This is a genomic window from Staphylococcus schleiferi (genome assembly GCF_025558325.1).
Classification (GTDB): domain Bacteria; phylum Bacillota; class Bacilli; order Staphylococcales; family Staphylococcaceae; genus Staphylococcus; species Staphylococcus schleiferi.
In genome coordinates this window covers 1443791-1469415 of record NZ_CP094712.1, presented here as the reverse complement: position 1 = coordinate 1469415, position 25625 = coordinate 1443791, and the positions used below count along the sequence as shown (strand labels likewise).

Genomic DNA, 25625 nt, shown 5'->3' with positions numbered 1-25625 from the left:
ATAACGTTAATATGTATTTATTATAGTACATAGATACATAATTTTGAAGATATAAGGTTGATAAGATGAATGAAAACAATTTAAACCGTAGTACCTCGAATGCTTCTGAGAAAACTTTAAAGCGTAAGAAAAAGAGAAAGATACCTAAATGGCCTTTGTTTATCTTGGCGTTTATCATTCTGCTTTTTGCCTTTGTGATGTATTGTGTTTCTAGTTATAAGTCAGGTCTTGAAGTGGCTAAAAAACATAATCAAGCGCCGAAAATACATAAATTTAATGGTGCAATTAAAAATGATGGGAAAGCCACTGTATTAATTTTAGGTGCGGACCGTGAAGACGGCGGTGTGTCTCGTACCGATTCGATTATGGTTGCACAATATGACTATATTAAAAAAGATATGAAGATCGTGTCTATTATGCGTGACATTTATGCGGATATTCCAGGCTATAACAGCTATAAAATTAATGCGGCTTATTCATTAGGTGGACCTGAACTATTGCGCAAGACGTTAAAGTCAAACTTAGGTATTGAGCCAGAGTACTATGCAACACTAGACTTTAATGGTTTTGAAGCGATGATTGACGAACTTGAGCCTAAAGGCGTGCCTATTCACGTTGAAAAAGATATGTCTGCCAAAATTGGTGTATCATTGAAAAAAGGCTATCATCGCCTAAACGGGAAAGAGTTACTAGGTTATGCACGTTTTCGTAATGATCCGGAAGGGGATTTTGGACGTGTACGTCGTCAACAACAAGTGATGTCGGCATTGAAACAACAACTCGTACAACCTTCATCTATTATGAAGGCGCCTAAATTAGCGGGCATTATGCGGGGTTATGTCGGTACGAACATGCCAGATTCAGCAATCTATCAAACAGGCTTCAGTTTTATTGTCCGTGGTGATAAAGATATTAAGACGTTAAGTGTTCCTGTTAAAGGAAGCTACGAAAATATTACGACGAATGATGGTGGCTCTGCTTTAGGTATAGATAAAGCTGAAAATAAAAAGCGAATTCAAGCATTTTTGAATGATTAAAATGATGTTAAAACCCCCTGTTTTCAATCAAACAGGGGGTTTTAGTATTATTGGTCTGATTTACGTACACCAGCAACGCCGAAGTGTTCTTTTTTCATTTCTTCAATGATAACAGAAATCGCTTCTCGCTTTGCATTTGTTGTTCTTTCTACGGCATCTGTCACTTCAGTTACTAAATTTTTAAGCTGTTCATCTGTGCGACCTTCTAATAATTTAACTGTAACAATAGGCATGATAAGACCTCCTCAATTTTTATTTCATTATAGCATTTTTGATATCGGTTGCGCGATTGAATCATTTTTGGCTATGATAAGATTAACAACAAGAGACATGGAGGGTTTTTATGGGTTTCGATAATGTATTAACATCTTTAGGCATCAACGGTATGAAAGTATTTATTCGTTTAAATCAGCGAGAATATGATCTTTCGGATACAATTTCTGGTTGTGTACATCTCAAAGCAGGTCAGAGTGATCAAAAAGTGACACATATTGTATTGACGATGATTGAAAAATATCCGAATGATGATGAAACGAGTGACTTTTCATATTTAACGCACGAACTAGACCGCTTTGTGATTGATGAAGCATTTACTATCGATGTAGGTGAAGATAAAAAAATAGACTTTAGTTTTAAACCGGAGTCGTTAACGTTTAAATCACTTAAAAGCCATATTTATTTACATACTCATGTTTATATTGGGCACGGTTTGGATGAAGAGATGGAAGCTGTCATTCCTTACCGACGTTAATCATTCATAAGCAGTGAGGATTCAATTGAGCGATGTTGCCGCTGATGAAAGGCGCGACATCGCTTTTTTTATGATTTTATTAGAACGTATGTACTGTTTGTGTTGATTTAAGAACATATGTTCGTGTATGATAGAAATATAACTTCAGATAGGTGAGGGTGAATGGAGATGTATGATTATCATTTATTAGAAAACAGGGATATTTTGTGTATAGACCAAAAAAGTTTTTTTGCGAGTGTGTCGTGTATTGAAAAAGGATTAGATCCTTTAACGACAAAGTTAGCAGTAGTTGCAGATACGAAAAGACAGGGATCGGTTGTGCTTGCAGCAACGCAACCCCTTAAAAAGTTAGGTATTCAAACAGGTTCACGTCTATTTGAAATTCCGCATCGCAACGATATTTATATTATTAATCCAAGTATGCGTAAGTATTTAGATATATCACTAAAGATTTCTAAAATCGCGTTACGTTATGTGCCACCAGAAGATTTTCATCAGTACAGTATTGATGAGTTTTTTATGGATGTGACGAAGAGTTACTATCGTTTTAATACGACTTTACATTCTTTTTGTGAGCGTTTAATTAAAGAAATATATGAAGAAACTAAAGTGCAATGTGCGATTGGTGTCGGTTCTAACATGTTACTCAGTAAGCTCGCACTGGATAATGAAGCTAAAAATAATCCGCGCTATATTGCCGAATGGCGTTATGAAGATGTGCCAGATAAAGTATGGGAGATTTCTCCTTTGACTTCTTTTTGGGGGATTAGTAAACGAACGGAGAAAAAGTTGAATGCACGCGGGATCTTTAAAATTGGACAATTAGCACAGTATCCGTACGTTTACTTAAAAAGAGACTTTGGGATTATAGGTGTGGACCTTCATTTACATGCGAATGGGATTGATCAAAGTCGTATCAATGAAACGTATCAAATTATGAACCCTTCTATTTGTAAAAGCCAAATTTTGATGCGTGATTATACATTTCAAGAAGCAAAGGTCGTTATGCAAGAGCTCATTGAAGATGTGGCACGGCGCTTGCGAGAACGTGAACAACTCGCAAAGACGATTCATTTTTCGTTTGGTTACAAAGATGGAGGCGGTATCTCTAAACAGTATACGTTACAAGTCGGTACCAACTTAGAGCAAGATATTTATAACGTTGTTGCGCGTTTGGCTGAAACGTATTGTGACCCAAATGAATTATATCGGACCTTGAGTGTGTCGTTGACGAAAATGTCACCTGAAAGTGAAAGACAGTTAGATTTATTTACGGATGAATTTCAAAGGTTACGTCAAGAAAAGTTGGCGAAAACGATCGATCAATTACAAGAGAAATATGGCAAAGGGATCGTTTCAAAAGCGATATCCTATACTGAAGCGGGAACAAAGTATGGAAGATTAGGCTTAATGGCGGGACATAAAATGTAACTGTATGATTGAGATACCCGTATTTATTGTTATTTTACGGTGGATAAGAAGTAAGCTAGGATTGTAAAAATGAAGGTGGTATAATAAAAAAGTCGCCTATCTCTCAGGCGTCAATGATGACGCAGAGAGGAGGTGCATATGAATGACCGAAGTTCTTGTTCACATCACAACCACGGTTGTCAGTGGTTGTATTGTTGCGTTATTTGCACATTGGCTACGTGTACGCAGCAATAAGAAAAAATAGGCGATATGATAAGCTAGCGCCGAAAAAATCCCCTCGCTACTTCCGATAGCGAGGGGATTGGTGCATATCATGCACGAAGTTCTTGTTGAAGTTATTATAACACGAGTCAGGAAGGAAATGCAAAATGCGTTGATATTTCCTGTCTGTTAGCTTAAGTAAGTATCAAAGTCTTTTAATGCAATACGTGCTGCATCTCGATCTTCCGGACGTTTAAAACTAATACGTAAAGCACCGTAAATGTCTTCACGAACCTCTAAAATCCTCAAGTTTCTTATAGAAATATAATGCGTGCTCAATATATCTGTAATTTTTGAAATCATGCCCGGTTGGTCTGGGATATCTACATATAAATCAAAAGTACTCTCCATTGCTCCTTTTTGACGAATTGGCAAGGCATCGCGATAAGATTTTGCATCATTAAAAAAATCATATAGGGCGTCTTGCTGTTCGGTTTCAAGCAAATGAATGGTATTCGAAAGCTGACGCTGTAAATGTTTAAGTGTCGAAATGATATGGGCCTTGTTCTCAATTGAAATATCTCGCCACATTTCGGGGTTACTACTTGCTACACGTGTAATATCGCGAAAACCTCCAGCCGCAAAGTCTTGAATTAAAGAAGACTCAGAAGCGAAAAAAGCATTAAGATGAACAAGACTAGAGGCCATGAAATGAGGGACATGACTTACGACACTCATGATACGATCGTGTTCTTCAGCAGTTAAATGGATAAAGTGGGCACGCGTAGGTTCGAGTAATTGCTGAATTTGCTGACGTGCATCATTATTTTCTGCAAGGTTATGAACGAGAATATAATAAGCATTTTCAAATAGATGCTTTTTTGCATTGAGTACGCCTGATTTATGACTTCCCGCCATCGGATGCCCACCGACTAAGTGGATTTGAGCAGCTAATAAAGTCGACTCAAATGCTTGAATCGTTGCTTTCGTACTTCCAGTATCAGTGACAATTAAACCGGGTTGTGTTTCAAGATGGGGCAACGCTTTTAAATATTTAACTGTCGTTTGAACGGGTGTCGCAAAAATCACGATGTCTGCTTGCTTAAGTGTCGTTTCATAATCTGAAGAGGCATGGTCAATAATACCTATAGACTGTGCACGTTCGAGTTGGTCGGGATTTGCATCAAAAGCGGTAATGGTTACGTTTGGATGAAAATACTTTATATTACTGGCTAAACTTCCACCGATTAAACCGAGACCAACAAAAAAGATGTGAGTCATCAAAGTCCCCCCTTGAGTTTATAATAAATAATGGCTAGTTTATCATTTTAACGCGTTTAATTGCAAGAGTGAGATAAGAATACGTGAGATTTTAGCGTATCATCGTTACAATAGAATAAAAAGAAGAAGGGGATGAAGAGTATGAATGAACGTGTCATTGATACATTAACTGAATTAACAGCCATCAATAGTCCGTCGGGAAGTGCTGAGCGTGCCATCGATTATGTTAAAAAGCGTGTGGAATTGAGTGGCTACACGACACATATTACTAATAAAGGCGGATTACTAATAGAAGTTAAGGGCGACAACGATGAGAAGAAAAAGTGTATCACAGCTCATGTAGATACACTTGGCGCAATGGTTAAAGAGATATTAAAAGATGGTCGTTTACGTTTAGCTCTTATTGGTGGCTTTCGTTATAATGCAATTGAAGGCGAATATTGTACGATTGAAACGGCAACAGGACAAACATACCGAGGTACAATTTTAATCCATGAGACGACGCCACATGTTTATCGTAACAATCATGAAATTGTGCGTGATGAGACTAATATGGAAGTGAGAATAGATGAAAAGGTGACATCTGAAGCGGAAACACGTGCTTTAGGTATTGAAGTCGGTGATTTTGTCAGTTTTGATCCTCGAACAGAAGTTACGGCTTCAGGATTTGTAAAGTCACGTCATTTAGACGACAAAGTCAGTGTAGCAGTCATTATTGAATTTTTGGAATGGTATCAAGAACAATCGAAGCGGCTCCCTTATACAATTCAGTTTTATATTTCTAATAATGAAGAAATTGGTTACGGTGCGAACTCAAATATTGATCCAAAAGTCAAAGAATTTATCGCTTTTGATATGGGCGCATTAGGTGATGGTCAATCCTCAGACGAATACACTGTGTCAATATGCGCAAAAGATGCTTCAGGCCCTTACCACAAAAAATTGCGTCATCATCTGGTGTCTTTATGTCGTGAACGCCACATTCCATATCAAGTAGATATTTATCCATATTATGGTTCTGATGCTTCTGCCGCTTTAAGTGCAGGTGCAGATGTCAAACACGGTTTGTTTGGGGCAGGAATTGAGTCTTCACATGCATTGGAACGGACACATATAGATTCAATTAAAGCAGCTCAAGCCCTTTTAGAAGCATACTGTTTTTCAGAATTAGTTTAAATTTAATACCGTCATATTGGCGAATTTGAAGGGAATAAGTTAAAATGTAGAAAGAATAAAAGGGTGAATATGGCGTAATCGCAACGGTGATAGAGTTTAAACAATCTGGGGATTTAAAACTTCACTGTTGCTTTTTCTAGGTATGCCATAAGAGGAAAAGCAGAACAAATTAAAAATGCTTGGAAGATATAAAGAGAAATAGGAGTATTAAAATGAAGTTTACAAATTTAACGACGGCTGAATTTGGTGCGTTTACAGATCAAATGCCATATAGCCATTTCACGCAAATGGTAGGGAACTATGAATTAAAGGTTGCTGAAGGTGTTGAAACACATCTTGTCGGCATTAAAGATAACAACAATAACGTACTAGCAGCATGTTTACTGACAGCAGTGCCAGTAATGAAGTTTTTTAAATATTTTTATTCAAACCGCGGACCAGTCATGGACTACGAAAATAAAGAGCTCGTTCATTTCTTTTTTAATGAACTTTCAAAATATGTTAAGAAATATCACGCATTGTATTTGAGAGTAGACCCTTATTTACCAATGTTAAAGCGAAACCATGATGGTGAAGTGATTGAAAGATACGGCAGTGACTGGTTTTTTGATAAAATGGCTGAATTAAACTTTGAACATGAAGGTTTCACAACTGGGTTTGATACAATAAGGCAAATTCGTTTTCATTCTGTGCTCGATGTTGAAAATAAAACATCAAAAGACATCTTAAATCAAATGGATAATTTAAGGAAAAGAAATACGAAAAAAGTACAGAAAAATGGTGTGAAAGTCCGCTATCTAAACGAAGATGAATTACATATTTTCCGTTCGTTTATGGAAGATACATCTGAAACAAAAGATTTTGTAGATAGAGATGACGATTTTTATTATCATCGTATGAAATACTATAAAGATCGTGTCCGCGTACCACTAGCGTATATTGATTTTAATGCATATTTAGCAGAGCTCAACACTGAAGCGCAAGACTTTAAAAAAGAAATTGCAAAAGCAGATAAAGACATCAACAAGCGTCCTGAAAATCAGAAAGCCATAAATAAAAAGAAAAATTTAGAGCAACAACTAGAAGCGAATCAAGCTAAAATAAAAGAAGCAGAAACATTGCAACTTAAACACGGTGACACATTACCGATTTCGGCTGGATTCTTTATTATTAATCCATTTGAGGTTGTTTATTATGCAGGCGGCACAGCAAACGAATTTCGTCATTTTGCTGGAAGCTACGCAGTGCAATGGGAAATGATTAATTATGCGATTGATTATCAAATTCCAAGATATAACTTTTATGGCATTAGTGGTGATTTTTCAGAAGATGCAGAAGATGCAGGTGTGATAAAATTTAAAAAAGGCTATAATGCAGAAGTAATAGAATATGTCGGTGATTTTATTAAGCCTATAAACAAACCTGCCTATACAGTCTACTTAAAATTAAAGCAATTAAAAGACAAGATAAAAAGATAAGATATAGCAAAGAGAAGGGGATTTATTGGTATGAAATTTACAGAGTTAACAGTTGAAGAATACGACCAATTTGTTCAAAATCCTGTTTTAGAAAGCCACTATTTTCAAGTAAAAGAAAATATTGCAACAAGAGAAGCGGACGGATTTCAAGTTGTGTTGCTTGGTGTGAAAGATGACAACAATCAAATCCTTGCAGCCAGCTTATTTTCAAAAATTCCTACAGCAGGCAGTTATGTTTATTACTCAAATCGTGGCCCGGTCATGGATTATAGTGATTTAGGATTAGTAGACTTCTATTTAAAAGAATTAGAACAATATTTAACGAAAAATAAATGCCTTTATGTCAAAATAGATCCATATTGGATTTATCAAATATATGATAAAGATATCCAACCGTTTCCGAATCGAGAGCGTAATGATAAATTAGTACAACTTTTCAAATCGCACGGTTACCGTCATCATGGCTTTACAACTACATATGACACATCGAGTCAAGTGAGATGGATGGGCGTACTCGATTTAAAACATCAAACGCCACAGACATTAAAAAAATCGTTCGATAGTCAGCGTAAAAGAAATATCAATAAAGCGAACAATTTTGGTGTGAAAGTTAGATTTTTAGAAAAAGATGAAATCGATCTCTTTTTAGAGCTTTATAGAGAGACTGAAGAACGTGCAGGCTTTGTGTCAAAAACAGACGACTATTTCAAAAACTTTATTAATCATTATGGCCATAAAGTGTTGATTCCGTTAGCATATATTGATCTTGATGAGTATATAACGACATTACAAGAGAGCTTGAATGATAAAGAATCAAGACGTGATCAAATGATGTCTAAAGAGAATAAAACAGACAAACAAATCAAGAAAATTGCAGAGTTAGATACGCAAATTGATCATGACCAAAAAGAATTGTTAAGAGCTAGCGAATTACGTCAAACAGATGGTGCAATCCTTCATCTTGCTTCGGGTGTATATTTTGCAAATGCTTATGAAATCAATTATTTTTCGGGCGGCTCAAGTGAGAAATACAACCAATTTATGGGACCATATGCGATGCATTGGTTTATGATTAACTATTGCTTTGAACAAGGTTATGAGCGTTACAATTTTTACGGTTTGTCCGGTGATTTTACCGAAAACAGTGAAGATTATGGTGTATATCGCTTTAAAAGAGGATTCAATGTGCAAATTGAAGAACTTATTGGTGACTTTTATAAACCTATCCATAAAGTAAAATACTTTGTCTTCAATACATTGAATAAAGTACGTACAAAAATTAAAAAACAATAACAATTGATTCGCGCTTTGAGCTAAAAAGCGCGAATTTTTTTATAAAAAATAGAATTAACCATATTTATGTTATGTAAACCTAATAAGTGATATAAATTTTAAAACAAGCATATAAGGACTTTTGACAGCGCTTTCATTTTAGAGTGCGCTTAAACACTGTATGAATCTAAATCGTTACATATGGAGCAAATTTGAAGCCTTTAGCAATAGGTTTTTAGATGTTATTATGTATTATTATTGTAAATCAGTGATTGTGCTGATGTATCATACATTTATAAGCTTTTAACGGTATTTAAATATCGCTATTGAACATGGTTATAGCACTATGGATGGCTTTAGCTTCAAATTTGTCGCATTATCTAAGCGTGAATTTATATATACCATGTAGCCATAGCAAATTCATGTGTTGCATAGATCTTTAAATGATATATAAACCAATCAGCTGCAAATAATAAACGTCATAACATAATACTAACGGTTAAATCATAATAAGCGTTGGTAAATGATGTATTTAATATGTAAATACGTAAATCATTATAGATATGTATAGAAAGACCAATGTATTTCAAAAATCACTTTTTAGTTTACATAATATATATTATAGGAAGTTATGTATAAAAAAGGGATTGAGCCCTTTTCCTTATACATAAAATAAAAAATATCCCTAAACCGTTGATGATTGATATCAACTTGCTTAAGGATATTGCGATTACTTTGGATAATGATTTTTTTCGAAGCGTGCACGTTCTTTTTCAAATTTTCTAAGCTGACGCTGTTTTCGCCAATTGCGTGTAAAATACCATAACAATGCGCTAATGATTAAACTTAGAATTGCGACAAATGCTGCATATCCTAATAACGGTTCATACGTAATGTCATAAAAATTGGGTATGATAAATGCCAATACACCAAGCACGACAAACATGGTTATTGCTGTAGAAAACCACTTATTGAGCACTAAAGTACAAAATAACGTGAGGACGACCATAATGAGTAAAGTCACCCACAAATAGTTCGGCATTTCTAGTATCGTCATATGGGTTAGTCTCCTTCAATTGCTTTGATTTAGATTTCATTATACTAAAATTACTGTACTTTATCAGTTTTAAAAGTCAAATTAAGTTATCAATATCTTTTGACATGCGTTTATGCATATAAAAACGTTATAATATGGTTACATACATATTTAAAGGAGGAATGATGACATATGTCTCAAAAATTACCACATAGAACGGAAGTTCCTACAGCTGAAACTTGGGATTTAAGTGATTTATACGCTGATTCAGCGGCTTACGAAAAAGCGATTCACGCATTATATCAAGATGCCCAAGGCTTTAAAGCGCAATATGAAGGGCAATTGAACCAATTAGATACCATTAAAAAAGGATTAGAAGCCTTTTCTCAAATCTTAATAGAATTAGATCGCGCAGGGAATTATGCAGAACTATTGCTGAGTGTCGATACTACAGACGCAGAACGACAACGGTTAAGCGCCCTATTTTCAACGAATTATGGTAAGATTTTAAGCCAACTGTCTTTTGTTGAATCTGAGTTGCTATCTTTAGACAAAGAAACGATGGATACTGCAATTAATGAGTTGCCTTATGGTTATTATTTAAAGCAATTGCAAAAAAGACAACCGCATCAATTACATGCCAAAGCAGAAGAAGCTTTGGCGAGTATGGCACCCGCGTTTTCATCAGCAAGTGAAATCTATGGCATCACAAAAATGCTTGATATTGATTTCGGAAGTTTCGAAGTGAATGGTCAGCAATATGATATGGACTATACGACGTTTGAAGGCTACTATGAAGATCATGAAGACACGGATTTACGTCGTAAGAGCTTCCGTCATTTTAGTGACACGATTAAAAAATATGAACATACAACGGCTGCAGTATACAATGCTCAAGTCCAAAGAGAAAAATTAGAAGCTGATTTGAGGGGTTACGATTCAGTCATTGAGTACCTACTCGAAGAACAAGATGTTACTTTAGAGATGTATCATCGCCAAATTGATACGGTTATGTCTGATTTAGCCCCTATTATGCGTAAATATGCGAAAATCATTCAAAGAACAAATAAATTAGACGAGCTTCGATTTGAAGACTTAAAGATTTCGGTTGATCCTACATATGAGCCTGAAATTACAATTGAAGAATCTAAAAAATATATTTTTGGTGCACTGGATGTCTTAGGTGCTGATTATGTTAAAATGTTAAATCAAGCCTATGATGAAAGATGGATAGATTTTCCACAAAATAAAGGTAAACAAACGGGTGCTTATTGTGCGAGCCCTTATGCGTCACATAGTTATATTTTTATTTCGTGGACAGGTAAAATGACAGAGGCATTTGTGCTAGCTCATGAATTAGGTCATGCAGGCCATTTTACATTTGCACAAGCGCATCAAAATTACTTACAATCTGAAGCATCTATGTATTTTGTTGAAGCACCATCAACAATGAACGAAATGTTAATGCTAAATTACTTATTCAAAAATAGTCATAATCCACGTTTTAAACGTTGGGCAATCGGCTCTATTTTAGCACGCACATATTATCATAATATGGTCACGCATTTACTTGAGGCAGCTTATCAACGAGAAGTCTATCAACGTGTTGATAAAGGTGAATCATTGAATGCCCCTGCGCTAAATGAAATTAAATTAGATGTGATTAAAGCATTCTGGGGAGATGTAGTAACGTATACACCAGGTGCTGAGTTAACTTGGATGCGTCAACCTCACTATTATATGGGACTTTACTCATACACTTATTCAGCTGGTTTAACTATCGGAACAATTATGGCACAACGTATTAAAAATGAAGGTCAACCTGCTGTAGAAGATTGGTTAACTGCCTTAAAAGCCGGTGGTAGTGTTTCTCCAACAGAGATTGCGAAGATTGCTGGTATCGATATTACGACGGATCAACCACTTAAAGAAACAATACAATATATCGGTCAATTAGTTGATGAATTAGAAGCATTAACGAATGAAATTGAGGCTGGGACTGATAGCGAAAAGTAAATGAATGTTAAAAATAAACTTTAAGAAGAATGTTTAAAGAAATGCGGAGGATATAGAGATGAAATTGAAAGATGAACGTCATCAGTATATACTTGATCAAATCGAACAAAAAAGAATCGCACGTGTGTTAGATTTGTCGAAAGATTTAAATGTAGCCGAAATGACGATACGTCGTGATTTAAAAGAACTTGAGTCACAAGGTTATTTGCAACGTATACATGGTGGCGCTAAAGCTTTATCCTCCCCTAACCCAACGATTTATAAAGAACAATCAAGACAAGATAAGAAAGCAATGAATACAGCAGCTAAAAAAATCATCGCACAAAAGTGTAGTACACTTATCCATGATGTTGTTGATGATAATGAGGAAGTTGTATTTATTGGTTCAGGCACCACGAACGAAGCCATTTTTGATTATATAAAAGAGAAAAGATTGACGATTGTAACGAACTCTATGGATATATTTATGCAGTATAAAGGCTTGGCACATATTGATACGTACTTAGTTGGTGGTCGATATCGAGAAAAAACAGGTACTTTTGTAGGCCAATATGCTGAAAATATGATTCGTCAATTTGAAATTACAAAGGCATTCATCGGCGCAAATGGGATCGTAAACCAAGAAATAACGACAGCAAATGAAGCTGAAGGTGCCTGCCATCAAGTTGTTATTGAAACTGCTGAGCAAGTTTATATTAATGCAGATCGAACAAAATTCGATGTCAAAGCGTTATTTACATTCGCTACACTGAATCAAGTTACAGCTGTCATCACAGATGATGTTGCAAAAATCGAACAAAATCCTATGTTTTTTATTTGATAAAAAGTGGCTGTATGCAAACATTACGTTAACTCGAACTGGAGTATAAGAGAAAACCAAATAATTTCTCTTATACTCTTTTTTTCTTTTGAACACCTATTTTCTTCATCATTTTGATAAAAACAATGATTAACCCCTACTCCATCGCATTTTTATCACACAATAATTTTAAAATCATCCCTCTGTTTAAAATATAACGGTATTGCACAATTAAGTTTGTAAAAATTACTTTGTTGTGTATAATATAACTATAAACAAACATTTAAGAACATAACTATACTTTATCGAACATTTTAAAGGAGTGAGAGATATGAAATTGTACCTCAATGCGACAACAAAAGGACAAGCATTAAAAGAAAAATTGCTTTCTTTTTTGGTAGCTAAAGGTCATGACGTCGTGGATTTAACAAGTTCAGAAGATGGAGACGATGTTTTCAAAGTAACCCAACAGACTGTTATGAAGATTCAGAGTGATTTAGAAAGTAAAGCGATTATCGTTGATGACTATGGCATTGCCCCATTTATCATTGCGAACAAATATAAACACATTATTTGTGCCAGTGTATCCGATGAGCAATCTTCTAAAATGACAAGACGTCATAATAATACGAACATCATCGTTTTAGGTTCAGAAATTATAGGTGCAACACTTGCGCAAAATTGTGCAGACGCCTTTTTTAAAGCTGATTACGATGCAGGTCGTCATCAAATTAGAATCGATATGCTCAATCATATGTGTTAAAAACTGGGAGGGAAAATTATGAAAATAGCGATTGGCTGTGATCACATTGTTACAGATGTAAAAATGAGGATTTCTGAACATTTAAAAGATTTAGGGCATGAAGTTATTGACTTTGGTACATACGATAAGCACCGCACGCACTACCCTATTTTTGGAAAATTGACGGCAGAAAGTGTCGTTAAACAAGAAGCAGATTTAGGTGTTGTTTTATGTGGAACGGGTGTTGGCATTAGTGTTTCTGCGAATAAAACACCTGGTGCACGTGTAGCTCTTGTGCGTGATACTACAAGTGCACGAATTGCAAAGCAACAATATAACTGCAACCTTATTGCAGTTGGAGGTGCAGTGACGGGGATTGACTTAATCAAAAATATTGTCGAAACATTTATTAACACTGAATATAAGCACACAGATGAAAACGAAGCATTGATTCGGCAAATTGATCATGTATTAGAGTCAGAAGATGTTCATTACACTGACGATATGTTTGATTTGTATTTAGAAAAATGGAATCAAGGGGCTTACCAAGATTAAAGATTATAGTACTTAAAATAAGCACAGTTACTAAATGATATCTCTGGGGATGTGGAGATACGCTATTGACTACTATGACATTTAAGTTGAAAAAGTAAAATAATATCACTAGGTGCGCGTGTAATGATTAGGAGGTACCTGCGAAATAAACGAGCATCACTATACAATAATCAATTTGAGAAGATTTGTATATGTTTTTATCCGCAGGCAAATAAAATGGTAAAAGACTTATCTCATTTAGTGAATGATAAAGGCTTTATTGCAGCATTGGCGATTGATCAACGTGGTGCATTAAAGCGAATGTTAGGAAATGATATTTCAGATAAAGCTATCGAACAATTTAAAGTTATCGTTTCTGAATCTTTGACACCTTATGCATCTAGCATTTTATTAGATCCTGAATATGGCCTTCCAGCTGCTGCTTGCAGAGAGCCATTGTGTGGTTTAATGTTAGCTTATGAAAAAACAGGCTATGATAAAACCGAACCAGGTCGACTTCCAGATTTACTTGATAATTGGTCTGTTAAGCGTTTAAAAGAGGCTGGCGCAAATGCTATTAAGTTACTTATTTATGTTGACGTAGATGAATCAGAAGACATAAATATTAAAAAGGAAGCATTTGTTGAACGTGTGGGCGCAGAGTGTCATTCTGAAGATATACCTTTCTTCTTAGAAATATTGACTTATGATGCGACTATTGAAGACAACCAAAGTATTGAATACGCAAAATTAAAGCCGCATAAAGTTAATCAAGCGATGGAAATATACAGTCAACCACGTTTTCAAGTTGATGTTTTAAAAGTAGAAATTCCTGTTAACATGTCATTTGTTGAAGGATTTAGTGAAAAAGAAGTCGTTTATACACAATCTGAGGCAGCGCAACACAACTGTACCGTAATGAAAACATGAGCCAAGCGCAATCGTGGCTTACAAACGAAGGGGTTAAAAATATAGAAGCCTTAAACAAAGTATTAGAGAAGACAGCCACACCTATTCAATCATTATAATATGAGCCTGGGACATAAATACCAAAATAAATAGCTCGAAGATGATTTTGATAAAAATCGTCTTCGAGCTTCCTTTTTATTATCATGCTTCGTATTATATAGGCTCGCTTTCCGAGGGGACAGCCTCAGCCTGTAGTCTTCGGCTCGTCCTGTTCCCTCAGGAGTCTCGCTATAAATACTTCGCTTATATATGTAATCATTCACCATTATACTTAAAAAAATAAGGCACTTTCGTATAATTTAATTCATCACAACAAAAACTAAATTAACGAGGTGCCTAAGGAAATTAGTCGCATCTAGTGCGGCTAAACTGATGATAAAAGGAAAAAATCCGAGATTTTTCGTTTTTTACGAAAACCTCGGATTTCATCGATTATTGAGACAATTTTGTCTCAGGCTCATTTCCTATTTACGTATGTTAAGATTGTTGGGCAATCGTTTTTGCTAATTCACGGTACCATAATGCACTTTTTTTGACATATCTTTTTTGCGTTTCAAAATCAATATAGAATAGTCCATACCGTTTATTATAACCATTTGACCAACTAAACATATCTTGTAGTGACCATACAAAATAACCGTCGACACGTGCACCCTCTTTGATCGCTTTACTAATTGCTTCTAGATGAGTTGCTATATAGTCAATACGTACTTGATCGTTTATCGGTGTTTCTTCGTCAATCCACTGATCTTTGTAACCAAGTCCATTTTCTGTTACGAGCATTTTCTTATAGTTTGGATAATCATTTTGAATCCGTTGAATCATATCGTAAAGGCCTTCTGGATAAATATACCAATCCCAGTCGGTCGTTGGAATTTTATCATTTTTGACAACTTCACCAATGCCTGCGATGCGATACACAGAAGTCCCCTTATCACCTGTTCCATTATGAAAAATATAGCTTTCATCCTGATGGTATTGAATCCAATTACTTTGATAATAATTTATTCCAATAAAATCAAGTTGCGGTGCTGCAATTTTAAGGGTATCCAACTCCTCTTTTCGAATATCTAATTGCTCAAATTCATCTGCTAATATCGTTTTTATTGTTGTGAGTTTTTCGTCCGTATAATAGCCTAAAAATGTTGCGTCTAACATGAACCCATTCATGAAAATATCATGTTTACGTGTTGCTTCAATATTTTGAGGTTGTTGATCAATACTATAAAATTGTGTTAATGCATGTACGAGACCAATTTCACCTTGATAGCCTTTTTCTTTAAACAAATTGACAACACGACTATGTGCAACGAGTTGATTGTGTTGAGATTGGACACATTTTAGACGCTCATACTTTTCACCTGGTGGAAACGCACCAGAAAGATACTGTCCTTGTGCATAGGCAATAGGTTCATTTATCGTTATCCAATGTTTAACAATGTCATGATATGCTTCAAAAACAAAAGCGGCATAATCCTCAAATGCTGAAATTTGATTTTTATTGAGCCAGTCTCCTTGTAAAAACAATGTTTCAGGCGTATCAAAATGATGCAAAGTAACGTAAGGCTCTATATCGTATCGAAGACATGTTTCAAATACTTTGCGATAGTATTCAACCCCTTTCACATTCGGCTCGCCACTTCCATTTGGAAATATGCGTGACCATGCAATTGAAATACGCAGCGCTGTAATACCATGTTCATGAGCTAAACGGATGTCTTCTTCATAACGGCGATAAAAATCACTCGCTGGATCAGGACTAAATCGCCCCTCTTTTTCTAAAAACGCATCCCATAAAACGCGACCTTTCCCATCTTCTTTGCTTGCACCTTCAACTTGATATGATGCTGTTGCGGCACCTAAGATAAAAGTTTTAGGTAATGCTATCATTTAAATCGCTCCTTTATGTTTATTTTTGTTTAATTTTTCTGACGAATCAAGTTAGCTATTTTTGTTAATGCCGCATCTCCGTCACGTGTTAACGCAATGTATTCACGTCCAGTTGTAGTCATTAGTTGTGCGTCATATTGATCTGTTATTTTCTTCATTTCATCTTTCATTGAATCCATTTGTGGTGCAAGGATTACAACATCCATGTCACGAATCAAATCCATGTCTTGACCATATGCACGAGCGGTTGCCTCTAACTGAACGCCTTTTTCTTTTGTTGTTTTGTTAAGTGCGTTAGCTAGGATACCACTTGTTCCGCCACCTGCACAGACGACTAAAACATTGGCACTAAAGTTGTGAGTCGATTGGTCATATGAAGATTCATTTTCTTGTTCAGTCTTTGTATCAGAGGTATCTTTTAAATCATTGCTTGATTCAGCAGTTACAGTACTGCGTTCTTCATCAAGCTTGATTTTGTCGTATGCACGTACAAATGGATACCAAATAATAAAATCCACTATCAATAATACGGCTATTAAAACAAGAGAAAGCATTGCAAAATTGCTAGCCATGTATATACCAATCGGTGCTGGTGTAGGCCATGGAAGTAAGTGCATAAAACCATTCATCCCTAATTGTTCAACAAAGAATTTTAAAATCCATGAATTAATAATAGGCGTAATGATAAAAGGAATCATAAATACTGGATTTAAGATAATCGGTGCACCAAAGAGTAAAGGTTCGTTTACTGCAAAAGTAGTTGGAACGACAGATGCTTTACCAACAGCTTTTAATTCTTTTGATTTACAAAGAAATATAAATAAATAAGGGACGAGTAAAGTCGCGCCAGTACCACCCATTAGTGCAACGAAATCTTGTGTAGATTGTGTCAATGCAAAACTTGCATGTTGCCCTTCTCTAAAAAGGCGTAAATTTTCAGCTTGGTTATTATACATGATTGCAACCACAGCAGGACCCACAACGGATGGGCCGTGTACACCAATAAACCAAAAGAAAGCAATGAACCCAAAAATAACAGCAAAGCCTAAGTAACCATTGGCAGCCGTAAATAAAGGCGAAAGTAAGATTGTCACAAGCTCGGCTAAATTTCCTTCTGTTAAATGTCTCACTAAAATATCAATAATCCAGAAAAAGGAGACCGATAAGGCGAATGGAATCATATCCTTAAACGCTTGTGCAATATTCCCTGGAACTTGGGGAGGCATCTTAATCGTAATATTATTTTTTATACAAACGTAATAAATGTTAGGAACGATAAATGCGACTAAGAAAGAGGCAATCAACCCTTTGGTACCTAACATATCAATATTAATACCATCTTTTACAGGATTCATCGCTAAAATTAATAGTGCTGATTCGGCAGCGATAAATGTGGAGATAACATTGATTTGGTTTGTTTTAGGTAACTTGATATTTTTATTATCAGTCAGTGACTTGGTGACAGTCCCTGAAATATAAACGGCAATCATTCCCATTGTAAATGTGTAAACTTTCATAATGATTTCTTCAATATGTTTTGGCCAGTGAAATCCCCATATATTCGGCACATAAGCAACTAAAATAAACAATGAAGAAAATAAAATAACAGGCATAACTGCGACAAATCCGTCACGAATTGCAGTTAAATACGGATTGGCTGCAACCTTTTCAAAAAAAGGCTTCATACGCTCTATATATTTGATAATGGATTTCATATATATTAACCTACCTCTCTAAGCGTTCTAATTGCTGATAGACATCAATAAAGTATTTTGCAATATCTCGTAAAGCCATTGTCGTCATGAGGTGATCTTGTCCATGAACCATGACAAAACTCATTTCTCCGACTTCGCCACGTGACTCTTTTGCTAAAAGCTGTGTCTGTTCCACATGTGCTTCATTAATAAATCGATTCGCATTTTCAATGTGTGCTTGCGCCTCTTGAAAGTTTTTACTTTTGGCTGCCTCGAATGCACGCATAATTTCTGCACGTGCATCACCTGCTATAGCAACAATGGTAAATCCAATCATCATGTTATCTTCTTTAGACATAAATTTTCCTCCTTTATCGCCTTAAATAAGTCGCTCTATATGCAATTGAAAATGATATTTATCAGTTTCTAGAACGGTGAGATGAAATTGACTTTCTAAAGCTTCTGCCAGCTCGCTTGCAAGTTTGTACGAGACTGGATGAGATTGTTTTAATCCAAAAAAATAGCAACATCAATCGAACTTAATTGATTTTCATCTTTATTTGCATTTTGAGACTCATAAAAGTAACTCATGTGTGTGAAAAAGCGGTCGTAGTGATAATGATTACGTTGGGTTCGAACAATTTGATGGTCATTTAAAAACTGATTTACGAAGTTAATGATACGAATGAATCGTGCATTATCTTCTATTTGAGTCGTGTTTACATCCAGCTTGGCATTGAGAAAATGTAATGCTAAACTGACAACTTCAGATTGTGGAAACGATGGCGCTAAGTTTTGATTAATGATTTTTAACCCAAGTTCTGCGGCCTCCATTTCAAGTGGATAATGCGACTGCATATCTGGTATAACGGTTTCTTGCCAAAGGTTATTTTCAATACGATGTTGTGCTGCATATAAATGATCAGCTAATGTCACATAAAGATAGTCTTGAAACGTCAGATTAAAATGCTTTTGTACAGTTGAAACAACTTCAAAGCTAGTTAAGATGTATTTAATCGGAACATCTTTAATTAAAAAAGTCAGATTCTGCTTCATATTTTCGTTTTCTAGACGAAAAATTTTCTCAACCAATTGACGTTCTAAAGTGTCCCCTTTTTTCTTTTTAAATGCGATACCTTTACCTGTGACAATCAGTTCTTCTTGCTCGTGTGATTTGACAATTGCACAATTATTGTTCAAAACCTGTTGAATAATCATTTATAAACCTCCCAAAACTCAAATAAAAAAACCACAAATCAATTCGTCTGATACAAAATTGATTTGTGGTTTCGCCTAATTCAATAGTCACGATCCATGGAAATGTTTTAAAATGTCCGTTTTTGTTCTTTATGATAATAATAAAGCTGTTCAATTTAAATGTCAATATAAATTTAATATGACGAAACACAAATAGAGATACAATGACGTTAAATAAACATATGAAAAAAGCCCTATCATCAAGTGGTATGCATGACGACAAGGCTTTATCTGAAATGATTTTAAGTTGAAAATTTTACGTGAGTTAATCTTCTAAGCGAGACCAACCTTTTTTCGTTAATGTGATTTTTCCAGTTTCAATATTGATAATGCGCTTTTTATATAAATGACCGATAGCGCGTTTAAAAGCGCCTTTACTCATGTTAAAAACTTCTTTTATAGCTTCTGGGCTAGATTTGTCCCAAAATGGTAATTCGCCTTCGTATTCAACAAGTAGGTTAAATATACGTTCGCCATCTTCATCCAAACGTTCATGCGCAAAAGGTAAAAATGAACCGTTTAATTCGCCTTTATCATTATAGCCAATAATGCGCACATCTAACTGTTGTCCTAGTCTCGGTTCTTCCTTACGTTCTGACTCATGCACAAAAATTTTGTAGCCTTCTTCTGATAAAAGAAATGTACCTACGCGTAATAAACGATATGGGCGTGCTTGAATTGTTTTGTTTTTAAGTGCGTCATCATGAACAGGTGTGTACATTTGTTGGACCGTTGTTTCTGATGCAAGTCGAGCAAACATTTGTCGTTCACGGTCAATTCTCAATGTACATAAAACGTAGTCTCCTTTTACAGGCCATAACGATTTAAGCTTGGGTAAATCTTCCCATGGTACTAAAACTTCTCTTGGTAAGCCGACGTCTAAGCGTGCACCATCACGGTCTGTACTGAGTACACGAACAAAGTCATAACGCCCCACGGTAATATCAGGCATATTTTGAGTAGCAAATAAATCACCAGATCGGTTAGGATAGATGAAAAAACTATATGACTCCCCTATTTCTAATTCGTCATCAGCATTGACTTCTGACGCATTTAATTTCACTAATTCTTGGTTCGGCCCTTCCAAATGATATGTAGAACCTTCAAGGGCTTTTACTTCTAAAAATTCAATCGTCCCTATAATTTCATTTTCTTTAAATGACATAACGTACTCCTCTATAATTAAGTTATTTCTATTATATCATCTTATAGTGGTATAAGCATTAAGGGTAAGTTACATTTAAAAGTCATGCGGTGCTGTTCGATTATTTTTTAAAGAAATTAGATTTATAGCCCTTTCTCATGATATAATTCATCCATTAGATGAAAATGAAATAAAGGAGAAAATCCATGTTACAAGTTACAGATGTGAGTTTACGTTTCGGTGATCGTAAATTATTTGAAGATGTGAATATTAAATTCACACCGGGAAATTGTTACGGACTTATCGGTGCAAATGGTGCAGGAAAGTCTACGTTTTTAAAAATTTTATCAGGAGAGTTAGATTCTCAATCGGGTCATGTTTCGTTAGGCAAAGATGAACGTTTAGCAGTATTAAAACAAGATCACTTTGCATATGAAGATGAACGTGTACTAGATGTTGTCATTAAAGGGCATGAGCGTTTATACGAAGTCATGCAAGAGAAAGACGCAATCTATATGAAACCTGACTTTAGTGATGAAGATGGAATACGCGCTGCTGAACTTGAAGGCGAATTTGCTGAAATGAACGGTTGGAATGCTGAAGCGGATGCGGCAACATTACTTTCAGGACTTGGTATTGCGGCAGAGTTACATGATAAAAAAATGTCTGAACTTGAAAATAATCAAAAAGTTAAAGTATTGTTAGCGCAAAGTTTATTTGGACAACCTGATGTGTTATTACTCGACGAGCCGACCAACGGACTAGACATTCAAGCCATTAGTTGGTTAGAAGACTTTTTAATTAACTTTGAAAATACAGTGATTGTTGTTTCCCACGATAGACATTTCTTAAATAATGTTTGTACGCACATCGCTGATCTCGACTTCGGTAAGATTAAAATTTATGTAGGGAATTATGATTTTTGGTATCAATCTAGCCAATTGGCTCAGAAGATGGCGCAAGAACAAAATAAGAAAAAAGAAGAAAAAATCAAAGAATTACAAGACTTTATTGCGCGCTTCTCTGCCAATGCGTCAAAATCGAAACAAGCAACAAGTCGTAAGAAGCAATTAGAGAAAATAGAATTAGATGATATTCAACCTTCATCTCGTCGTTATCCGTTCGTTAAATTCACGCCAGAACGTGAAATCGGAAATGACCTACTATTTGTTGACAATGTTTCTAAAACGATTGAAGGCGAAAAAGTTTTAGACGGCATCTCTTTCACAATGAACCCTAATGATAAAGCTGTATTAATTGGTGAAAGTGAAATTGCAAAAACGACATTGTTAAAAATACTTGCTGGTGAAATGGAACCCGATGAAGGTACAGTTAAATGGGGTGTGACAACTTCTCAAAGTTACTTCCCTAAAGATAACTCTGCTTATTTTGAAGGTGTGGATATGAACTTAGTCGATTGGTTGCGTCAATATGCACCAGAGGATGAACAAACAGAGACGTTTTTACGCGGATTTCTAGGCCGTATGCTATTTAGCGGTGAAGAAGTGAAGAAAAAAGCGAGCGTTTTATCTGGTGGAGAAAAAGTACGCTGTATGCTTAGCAAAATGATGTTATCAAGTGCGAACGTCTTATTGTTAGATGAGCCAACCAACCATCTAGATTTAGAAAGTATCACTTCAGTAAACGAAGGCTTGAAAACATTTAAAGGCTCACTCATCTTTACTTCTCATGACTTTGAGTTTATCAATACTATCGCGAATCGTGTGATTGATTTAGACCATGAAGGCGGTCTTTCTAAGGAAATGAGTTATGAGTTATACTTGCAAGAAAAAGGTGTACTTAAAGCAAAAGCCTAATCCCATTTCAATGTCTTAAATAGAGAGCTAGAATGAAAAGCTTTCACATAAAGGTTTACACATTAAGCGTTTATATGTATAATGAAGTTCATAATAATTGAATATCACTGATGAGGCGCATCAATCATAAGTAGATATATTTTAAGCGTGTCTGCAAGCACATATATCGAAAGGGTGAGATGCCGAAACAAACAGTATTGCAGTTGCTTGTTTGTTGGATTCTTTGGTTAAGAGCTGAGAGTCTGTCATTATTGTTACAATAATGGAGTGCATCACTTGTATATAGATTGAGCAAGTTCGCACGCCGAACTTGCTTTTTTGTTTATATGTGTCCCCCATTTTTGTAAAGTCTAGACTTAACTATTGATTTAAGTTGTCAATTCAGTGGATGCGTTGTAAAGTAAAGATTAAAATATCAATTATTATCTGAATTGTGTGAAGATAATGCTAAATCAGACTTTATTGAAGTATGACTTTGAATTTAAAATTGGAGTGAGATAAGATGACAAAATTAGCAGTTGTAGGTGCAACAGGATTAGTAGGTACAAAAATTTTAGAAACGATTGACCGAAAAAATATTCCTTTTGATGAACTCGTACTTTTTTCGTCACGACGTTCTGCAGGTCAAAAAGTAGATTTTCAAGGACAAACATATACTGTTCAGGAATTAACTGAGCAAGCCACTGAAGATCACTTTGATTATGTGCTTATGAGTGCAGGGGGCGGAACAAGTGCTCAATTTGCCCCACATTTTGAATCTAACGGTGCTACAGTCATCGATAATTCAAGTCAATGGCGTATGACAGAAGATGTTGATTTGATTGTGCCTGAAGTGAATGCCCCAACGTTCAAGAGAGGGATTATTGCTAATCCGAACTGTTCTACAATCCAATCGGTCGTTCCTTTGAAACCATTGCAAGAACAGTTTGGTTTAAAACGAGTTGCTTATACAACATATCAAGCTGTTTCAGGTTCAGGTATGAAAGGTAAACAAGATTTAGAAAATGGGGCCAAAGGTTTATCGCCTGAAGCTTACCCACATCCAATTTATAATAATGTACTGCCACATATTGATGTGTTTCTTGAAGATGGGTATACAAAAGAAGAGCAAAAAATGATTGATGAAACGAGAAAAATTTTAACTGAGCCAGAATTAAATGTAACAGCGACTTGTGTTCGTGTGCCAGTTCAAGATAGTCACAGTGTTCACATCAACGTCACTTTAGACCAACCTACAACGGTGAAAGAAATTCAAGATGTACTTGAAAAAGACCCTCGTGTTGTTTTGGTCGATGATCCAGAAAATAATGCGTACCCTTTAGCGATTCATTCCACAGGACGTGATGAAGTGTTTGTTGGTCGAATTCGAAAAGATGATTCTTTAGATAATACATTTCACTTATGGGTAACTTCAGATAACTTATTAAAAGGTGCGGCACTGAATGCGGTTCAAATATTAGAACAAGTGCTAAAATTGAAAGGAGAATTATAATGGGACATATTTTTGAAGGAACAGGTGTTGCTTTAATTACCCCTTTTACAAACGATGAAGTTGATTATAATGCGATTCGTAATCATGTCAATTTTCTTATCGAAAATGGTATTCAATCGATAGTCGTTAATGGAACAACAGCCGAAAATCCAACATTAACTGATGAAGAAAAAGACCAAATACTTCAAACAGTTATTGAAGTTAATGATCAACGTGTACCTATTATCGTTGGAACGGGTACAAATAATACGAAAAAATCAATAGCAGCTTCTCTACGTGCAAAAGAGCTTGGAGCTGATGCAATTATGTTAATCACGCCGTATTATTTAAAAACGAGTCAACGTGGCTTGATTGCTCATTTTGAAGCTATTGCAAATGCAACAGCTTTGCCAGTTGTCCTTTATAATGTTCCTTCACGTACGAACGCTACAATTGAGCCTGAAACGATTGAACGCCTAAGTCAGAATCCGTATATTGTTGCATTAAAAGATGCTACAAATGACTTTGATTATTTAGCAGAGATTCAAGCACGGGTTGATACGGATTCGTTTGCATTGTATAGTGGCAATGATGACAATATTCTATCGTATTATCAACAAGGTGGTCACGGTGTGATTTCGGTTGTCGCAAATGTGATTCCGAAGCAGTTTCAACAAGTATATACAGAAGCGTCACAGCGCGAAGCTCTATTCCAACCGATTCGTGCCCTTCTAGACGCGATGAGTATTGATATCAACCCTATTCCGATCAAGTACCTTTGTGCATTAGAAGGATTTGGGCAATATGAAGTGAGATTACCTCTAGTTACATTAAATGAACAAGAGCAACAAACATTGAAAGAAGCATACGAACAATTTAAAGCAGGTGTTCAATAATGAAAATTTTACTTATTGGTTATGGGGCAATGAACCAACGTGTCGCAAGATTAGCTGAAGAAAATGGACATGAAATTGTGGGTGTCATTGTCAATCGAAAAAAAGAGAATATACCGTACCCATTATATGAAAAAATAAGCGATGCCACAGAAGCTGAGGTTGCTATAGACTTTTCTCATCCTAATTTGTTACTGCCATTACTTGAGGATGATTTTAAATTACCCCTTGTGATTGCGACAACAGGAGAAAAAGAACGTATTACTCAGAAATTAAAAACACTCGGCAATACAATGCCTGTATTTTTCAGTGCAAATATGAGCTATGGTGTACATGCTTTGACAAAAATATTAGAAGCAGCAGTGCCTTTATTAAATGACTATGATATCGAATTAACGGAAGCGCATCATAATCAAAAAGTAGATGCACCAAGTGGAACGTTAGAAAAATTATATGATGTCATTGCATCGCTAAGATCTGATGTTTCCCCTGTTTATGATCGTAGTCAAAAAGATGCGAAAAGAACTAAAAATGAAATTGGTATCCATACAGTACGGGGTGGCACGATTGTAGGTGAACATGATGTATTATTTGCGGGCGTCGATGAAACAATTACATTGACACATCGAGCTCAGTCAAAAGATATTTTTGCAAATGGCGCATTGGGTGCAGCAGAAAAGTTAGTTCATCAACAACCCGGGTATTATACATTTGATAACTTATAAAGGAGCGTTTT

General features: G+C 35.6%; 23 protein-coding genes, 1 pseudogene and 1 riboswitch. Of the genes and pseudogenes, 16 read left to right on the top strand and 8 right to left on the bottom strand.

The window, feature by feature from the left end; translation table 11 throughout:
- The first annotated feature begins 65 nt into the window (after positions 1 to 65).
- Positions 66 to 1037, top strand: a complete 972-nt coding sequence (locus tag MUA40_RS06945; protein ID WP_126496120.1) for an LCP family protein — start codon at positions 66 to 68, stop codon at positions 1035 to 1037.
- 47 nt (positions 1038 to 1084) lie between these two features.
- On the opposite strand, the gene MUA40_RS06940 is transcribed toward MUA40_RS06945, so the two are convergent.
- Complete coding sequence (locus MUA40_RS06940) at positions 1085 to 1270, bottom strand: 2-hydroxymuconate tautomerase (protein WP_016425025.1); 186 nt, start codon at positions 1268 to 1270, stop codon at positions 1085 to 1087.
- 110 nt (positions 1271 to 1380) lie between these two features.
- Here MUA40_RS06940 and MUA40_RS06935 point away from each other — a divergent pair, with 110 nt between their 5' ends.
- From MUA40_RS06935 to MUA40_RS06925, 3 genes are all read left to right on the top strand, one after another.
- Complete coding sequence (locus MUA40_RS06935) at positions 1381 to 1788, top strand: sporulation protein (protein WP_016425026.1); 408 nt, start codon at positions 1381 to 1383, stop codon at positions 1786 to 1788.
- A 168-nt stretch (positions 1789 to 1956) separates the two neighbouring features.
- On the top strand, positions 1957 to 3219 hold the full coding sequence (locus MUA40_RS06930; RefSeq protein WP_016425027.1) for a Y-family DNA polymerase: 1263 nt from the start codon (positions 1957 to 1959) through the stop codon (positions 3217 to 3219).
- 142 nt (positions 3220 to 3361) lie between these two features.
- Positions 3362 to 3463 carry a type I toxin-antitoxin system Fst family toxin gene (locus MUA40_RS06925; RefSeq protein ID WP_126496119.1) on the top strand — a complete coding sequence of 34 codons (102 nt, stop codon included), beginning with the start codon at positions 3362 to 3364 and terminating at the stop codon, positions 3461 to 3463.
- 146 nt (positions 3464 to 3609) lie between these two features.
- Here the strand turns inward: MUA40_RS06925 and MUA40_RS06920 are convergent, their stop codons facing one another.
- Positions 3610 to 4701 carry a prephenate dehydrogenase gene (locus MUA40_RS06920; protein ID WP_126496118.1) on the bottom strand — a complete coding sequence of 364 codons (1092 nt, stop codon included), beginning with the start codon at positions 4699 to 4701 and terminating at the stop codon, positions 3610 to 3612.
- Positions 4702 to 4842: 141 nt separating this feature from the next.
- On the opposite strand from MUA40_RS06920, the gene MUA40_RS06915 reads away from it, so the two are divergent.
- From MUA40_RS06915 to MUA40_RS06905, 3 genes are all read left to right on the top strand, one after another.
- Positions 4843 to 5877, top strand: coding sequence for a M42 family metallopeptidase (locus tag MUA40_RS06915; protein WP_016425029.1), 1035 nt, complete (start codon positions 4843 to 4845; stop codon positions 5875 to 5877).
- 212 nt (positions 5878 to 6089) lie between these two features.
- Positions 6090 to 7355: an aminoacyltransferase gene (locus MUA40_RS06910; protein ID WP_016425030.1), complete on the top strand. Its 1266-nt coding sequence runs from the start codon at positions 6090 to 6092 to the stop codon at positions 7353 to 7355.
- Positions 7356 to 7385: 30 nt separating this feature from the next.
- Complete coding sequence (locus MUA40_RS06905) at positions 7386 to 8648, top strand: aminoacyltransferase (RefSeq protein ID WP_262569291.1); 1263 nt, start codon at positions 7386 to 7388, stop codon at positions 8646 to 8648.
- Positions 8649 to 9357: 709 nt separating this feature from the next.
- On the opposite strand, the gene MUA40_RS06900 is transcribed toward MUA40_RS06905, so the two are convergent.
- Complete coding sequence (locus tag MUA40_RS06900) at positions 9358 to 9684, bottom strand: hypothetical protein (protein ID WP_016425032.1); 327 nt, start codon at positions 9682 to 9684, stop codon at positions 9358 to 9360.
- Positions 9685 to 9855: 171 nt separating this feature from the next.
- On the opposite strand from MUA40_RS06900, the gene pepF reads away from it, so the two are divergent.
- The 5 genes and pseudogenes from pepF to MUA40_RS06875 form a co-directional block, all read left to right on the top strand.
- Positions 9856 to 11679: an oligoendopeptidase F gene (pepF, locus tag MUA40_RS06895; RefSeq protein WP_262569289.1), complete on the top strand. Its 1824-nt coding sequence runs from the start codon at positions 9856 to 9858 to the stop codon at positions 11677 to 11679.
- A 58-nt stretch (positions 11680 to 11737) separates the two neighbouring features.
- Positions 11738 to 12499: a DeoR/GlpR family DNA-binding transcription regulator gene (locus MUA40_RS06890; RefSeq protein WP_016425035.1), complete on the top strand. Its 762-nt coding sequence runs from the start codon at positions 11738 to 11740 to the stop codon at positions 12497 to 12499.
- A 310-nt stretch (positions 12500 to 12809) separates the two neighbouring features.
- Positions 12810 to 13241, top strand: a complete 432-nt coding sequence (locus MUA40_RS06885) for an RpiB/LacA/LacB family sugar-phosphate isomerase (protein ID WP_167732852.1) — start codon at positions 12810 to 12812, stop codon at positions 13239 to 13241.
- A gap of 18 nt (positions 13242 to 13259) precedes the next feature.
- A complete protein-coding gene (gene lacB, locus MUA40_RS06880) occupies positions 13260 to 13775 on the top strand; it encodes a galactose-6-phosphate isomerase subunit LacB (RefSeq protein ID WP_016425037.1) in 516 nt (171 codons plus the stop codon).
- A 216-nt stretch (positions 13776 to 13991) separates the two neighbouring features.
- A pseudogene (locus tag MUA40_RS06875) lies at positions 13992 to 14660 on the top strand (tagatose 1,6-diphosphate aldolase); the annotation flags it as partial.
- A 540-nt stretch (positions 14661 to 15200) separates the two neighbouring features.
- On the opposite strand, the gene lacG reads toward MUA40_RS06875, so the two are convergent.
- The 5 genes from lacG to MUA40_RS06850 all read right to left on the bottom strand — a co-directional run bounded on the left by lacG (position 15201) and on the right by MUA40_RS06850 (position 20729).
- Positions 15201 to 16613, bottom strand: coding sequence for a 6-phospho-beta-galactosidase (gene lacG, locus MUA40_RS06870; RefSeq protein WP_167733043.1), 1413 nt, complete (start codon positions 16611 to 16613; stop codon positions 15201 to 15203).
- A gap of 29 nt (positions 16614 to 16642) precedes the next feature.
- The gene (locus tag MUA40_RS06865) at positions 16643 to 18328 is read right to left on the bottom strand and encodes a PTS lactose transporter subunit IIBC (protein WP_016425040.1); all 1686 of its coding nucleotides are present in this window, start codon (positions 18326 to 18328) and stop codon (positions 16643 to 16645) included.
- A gap of 10 nt (positions 18329 to 18338) precedes the next feature.
- The gene (locus MUA40_RS06860) at positions 18339 to 18665 is read right to left on the bottom strand and encodes a PTS lactose/cellobiose transporter subunit IIA (protein WP_016425041.1); all 327 of its coding nucleotides are present in this window, start codon (positions 18663 to 18665) and stop codon (positions 18339 to 18341) included.
- A gap of 149 nt (positions 18666 to 18814) precedes the next feature.
- Positions 18815 to 19525: a CAT RNA binding domain-containing protein gene (locus MUA40_RS06855; RefSeq protein WP_262569286.1), complete on the bottom strand. Its 711-nt coding sequence runs from the start codon at positions 19523 to 19525 to the stop codon at positions 18815 to 18817.
- Positions 19526 to 19829: 304 nt separating this feature from the next.
- Positions 19830 to 20729 carry a CvfB family protein gene (locus MUA40_RS06850; RefSeq protein ID WP_155976424.1) on the bottom strand — a complete coding sequence of 300 codons (900 nt, stop codon included), beginning with the start codon at positions 20727 to 20729 and terminating at the stop codon, positions 19830 to 19832.
- 185 nt (positions 20730 to 20914) lie between these two features.
- On the opposite strand from MUA40_RS06850, the gene MUA40_RS06845 reads away from it, so the two are divergent.
- From MUA40_RS06845 to dapB, 4 genes are all read left to right on the top strand, one after another.
- Positions 20915 to 22525 (top strand): ABC-F family ATP-binding cassette domain-containing protein, encoded by a 1611-nt coding sequence (locus tag MUA40_RS06845; RefSeq protein ID WP_016425044.1) that lies wholly within the window; start codon positions 20915 to 20917, stop codon positions 22523 to 22525.
- Positions 22526 to 22627: 102 nt separating this feature from the next.
- Positions 22628 to 22806: riboswitch (Lysine riboswitch) on the top strand.
- A gap of 221 nt (positions 22807 to 23027) precedes the next feature.
- Positions 23028 to 24017, top strand: coding sequence for an aspartate-semialdehyde dehydrogenase (locus MUA40_RS06840; protein WP_016425045.1), 990 nt, complete (start codon positions 23028 to 23030; stop codon positions 24015 to 24017).
- The gene (gene dapA, locus MUA40_RS06835) at positions 24017 to 24892 is read left to right on the top strand and encodes a 4-hydroxy-tetrahydrodipicolinate synthase (RefSeq protein ID WP_016425046.1); all 876 of its coding nucleotides are present in this window, start codon (positions 24017 to 24019) and stop codon (positions 24890 to 24892) included. Before MUA40_RS06840 ends, dapA begins: the two co-directional genes overlap by 1 nt.
- Positions 24892 to 25614, top strand: a complete 723-nt coding sequence (dapB, locus tag MUA40_RS06830; RefSeq protein WP_016425047.1) for a 4-hydroxy-tetrahydrodipicolinate reductase — start codon at positions 24892 to 24894, stop codon at positions 25612 to 25614. Before dapA ends, dapB begins: the two co-directional genes overlap by 1 nt.
- The last annotated feature ends 11 nt before the right edge of the window (positions 25615 to 25625 follow it).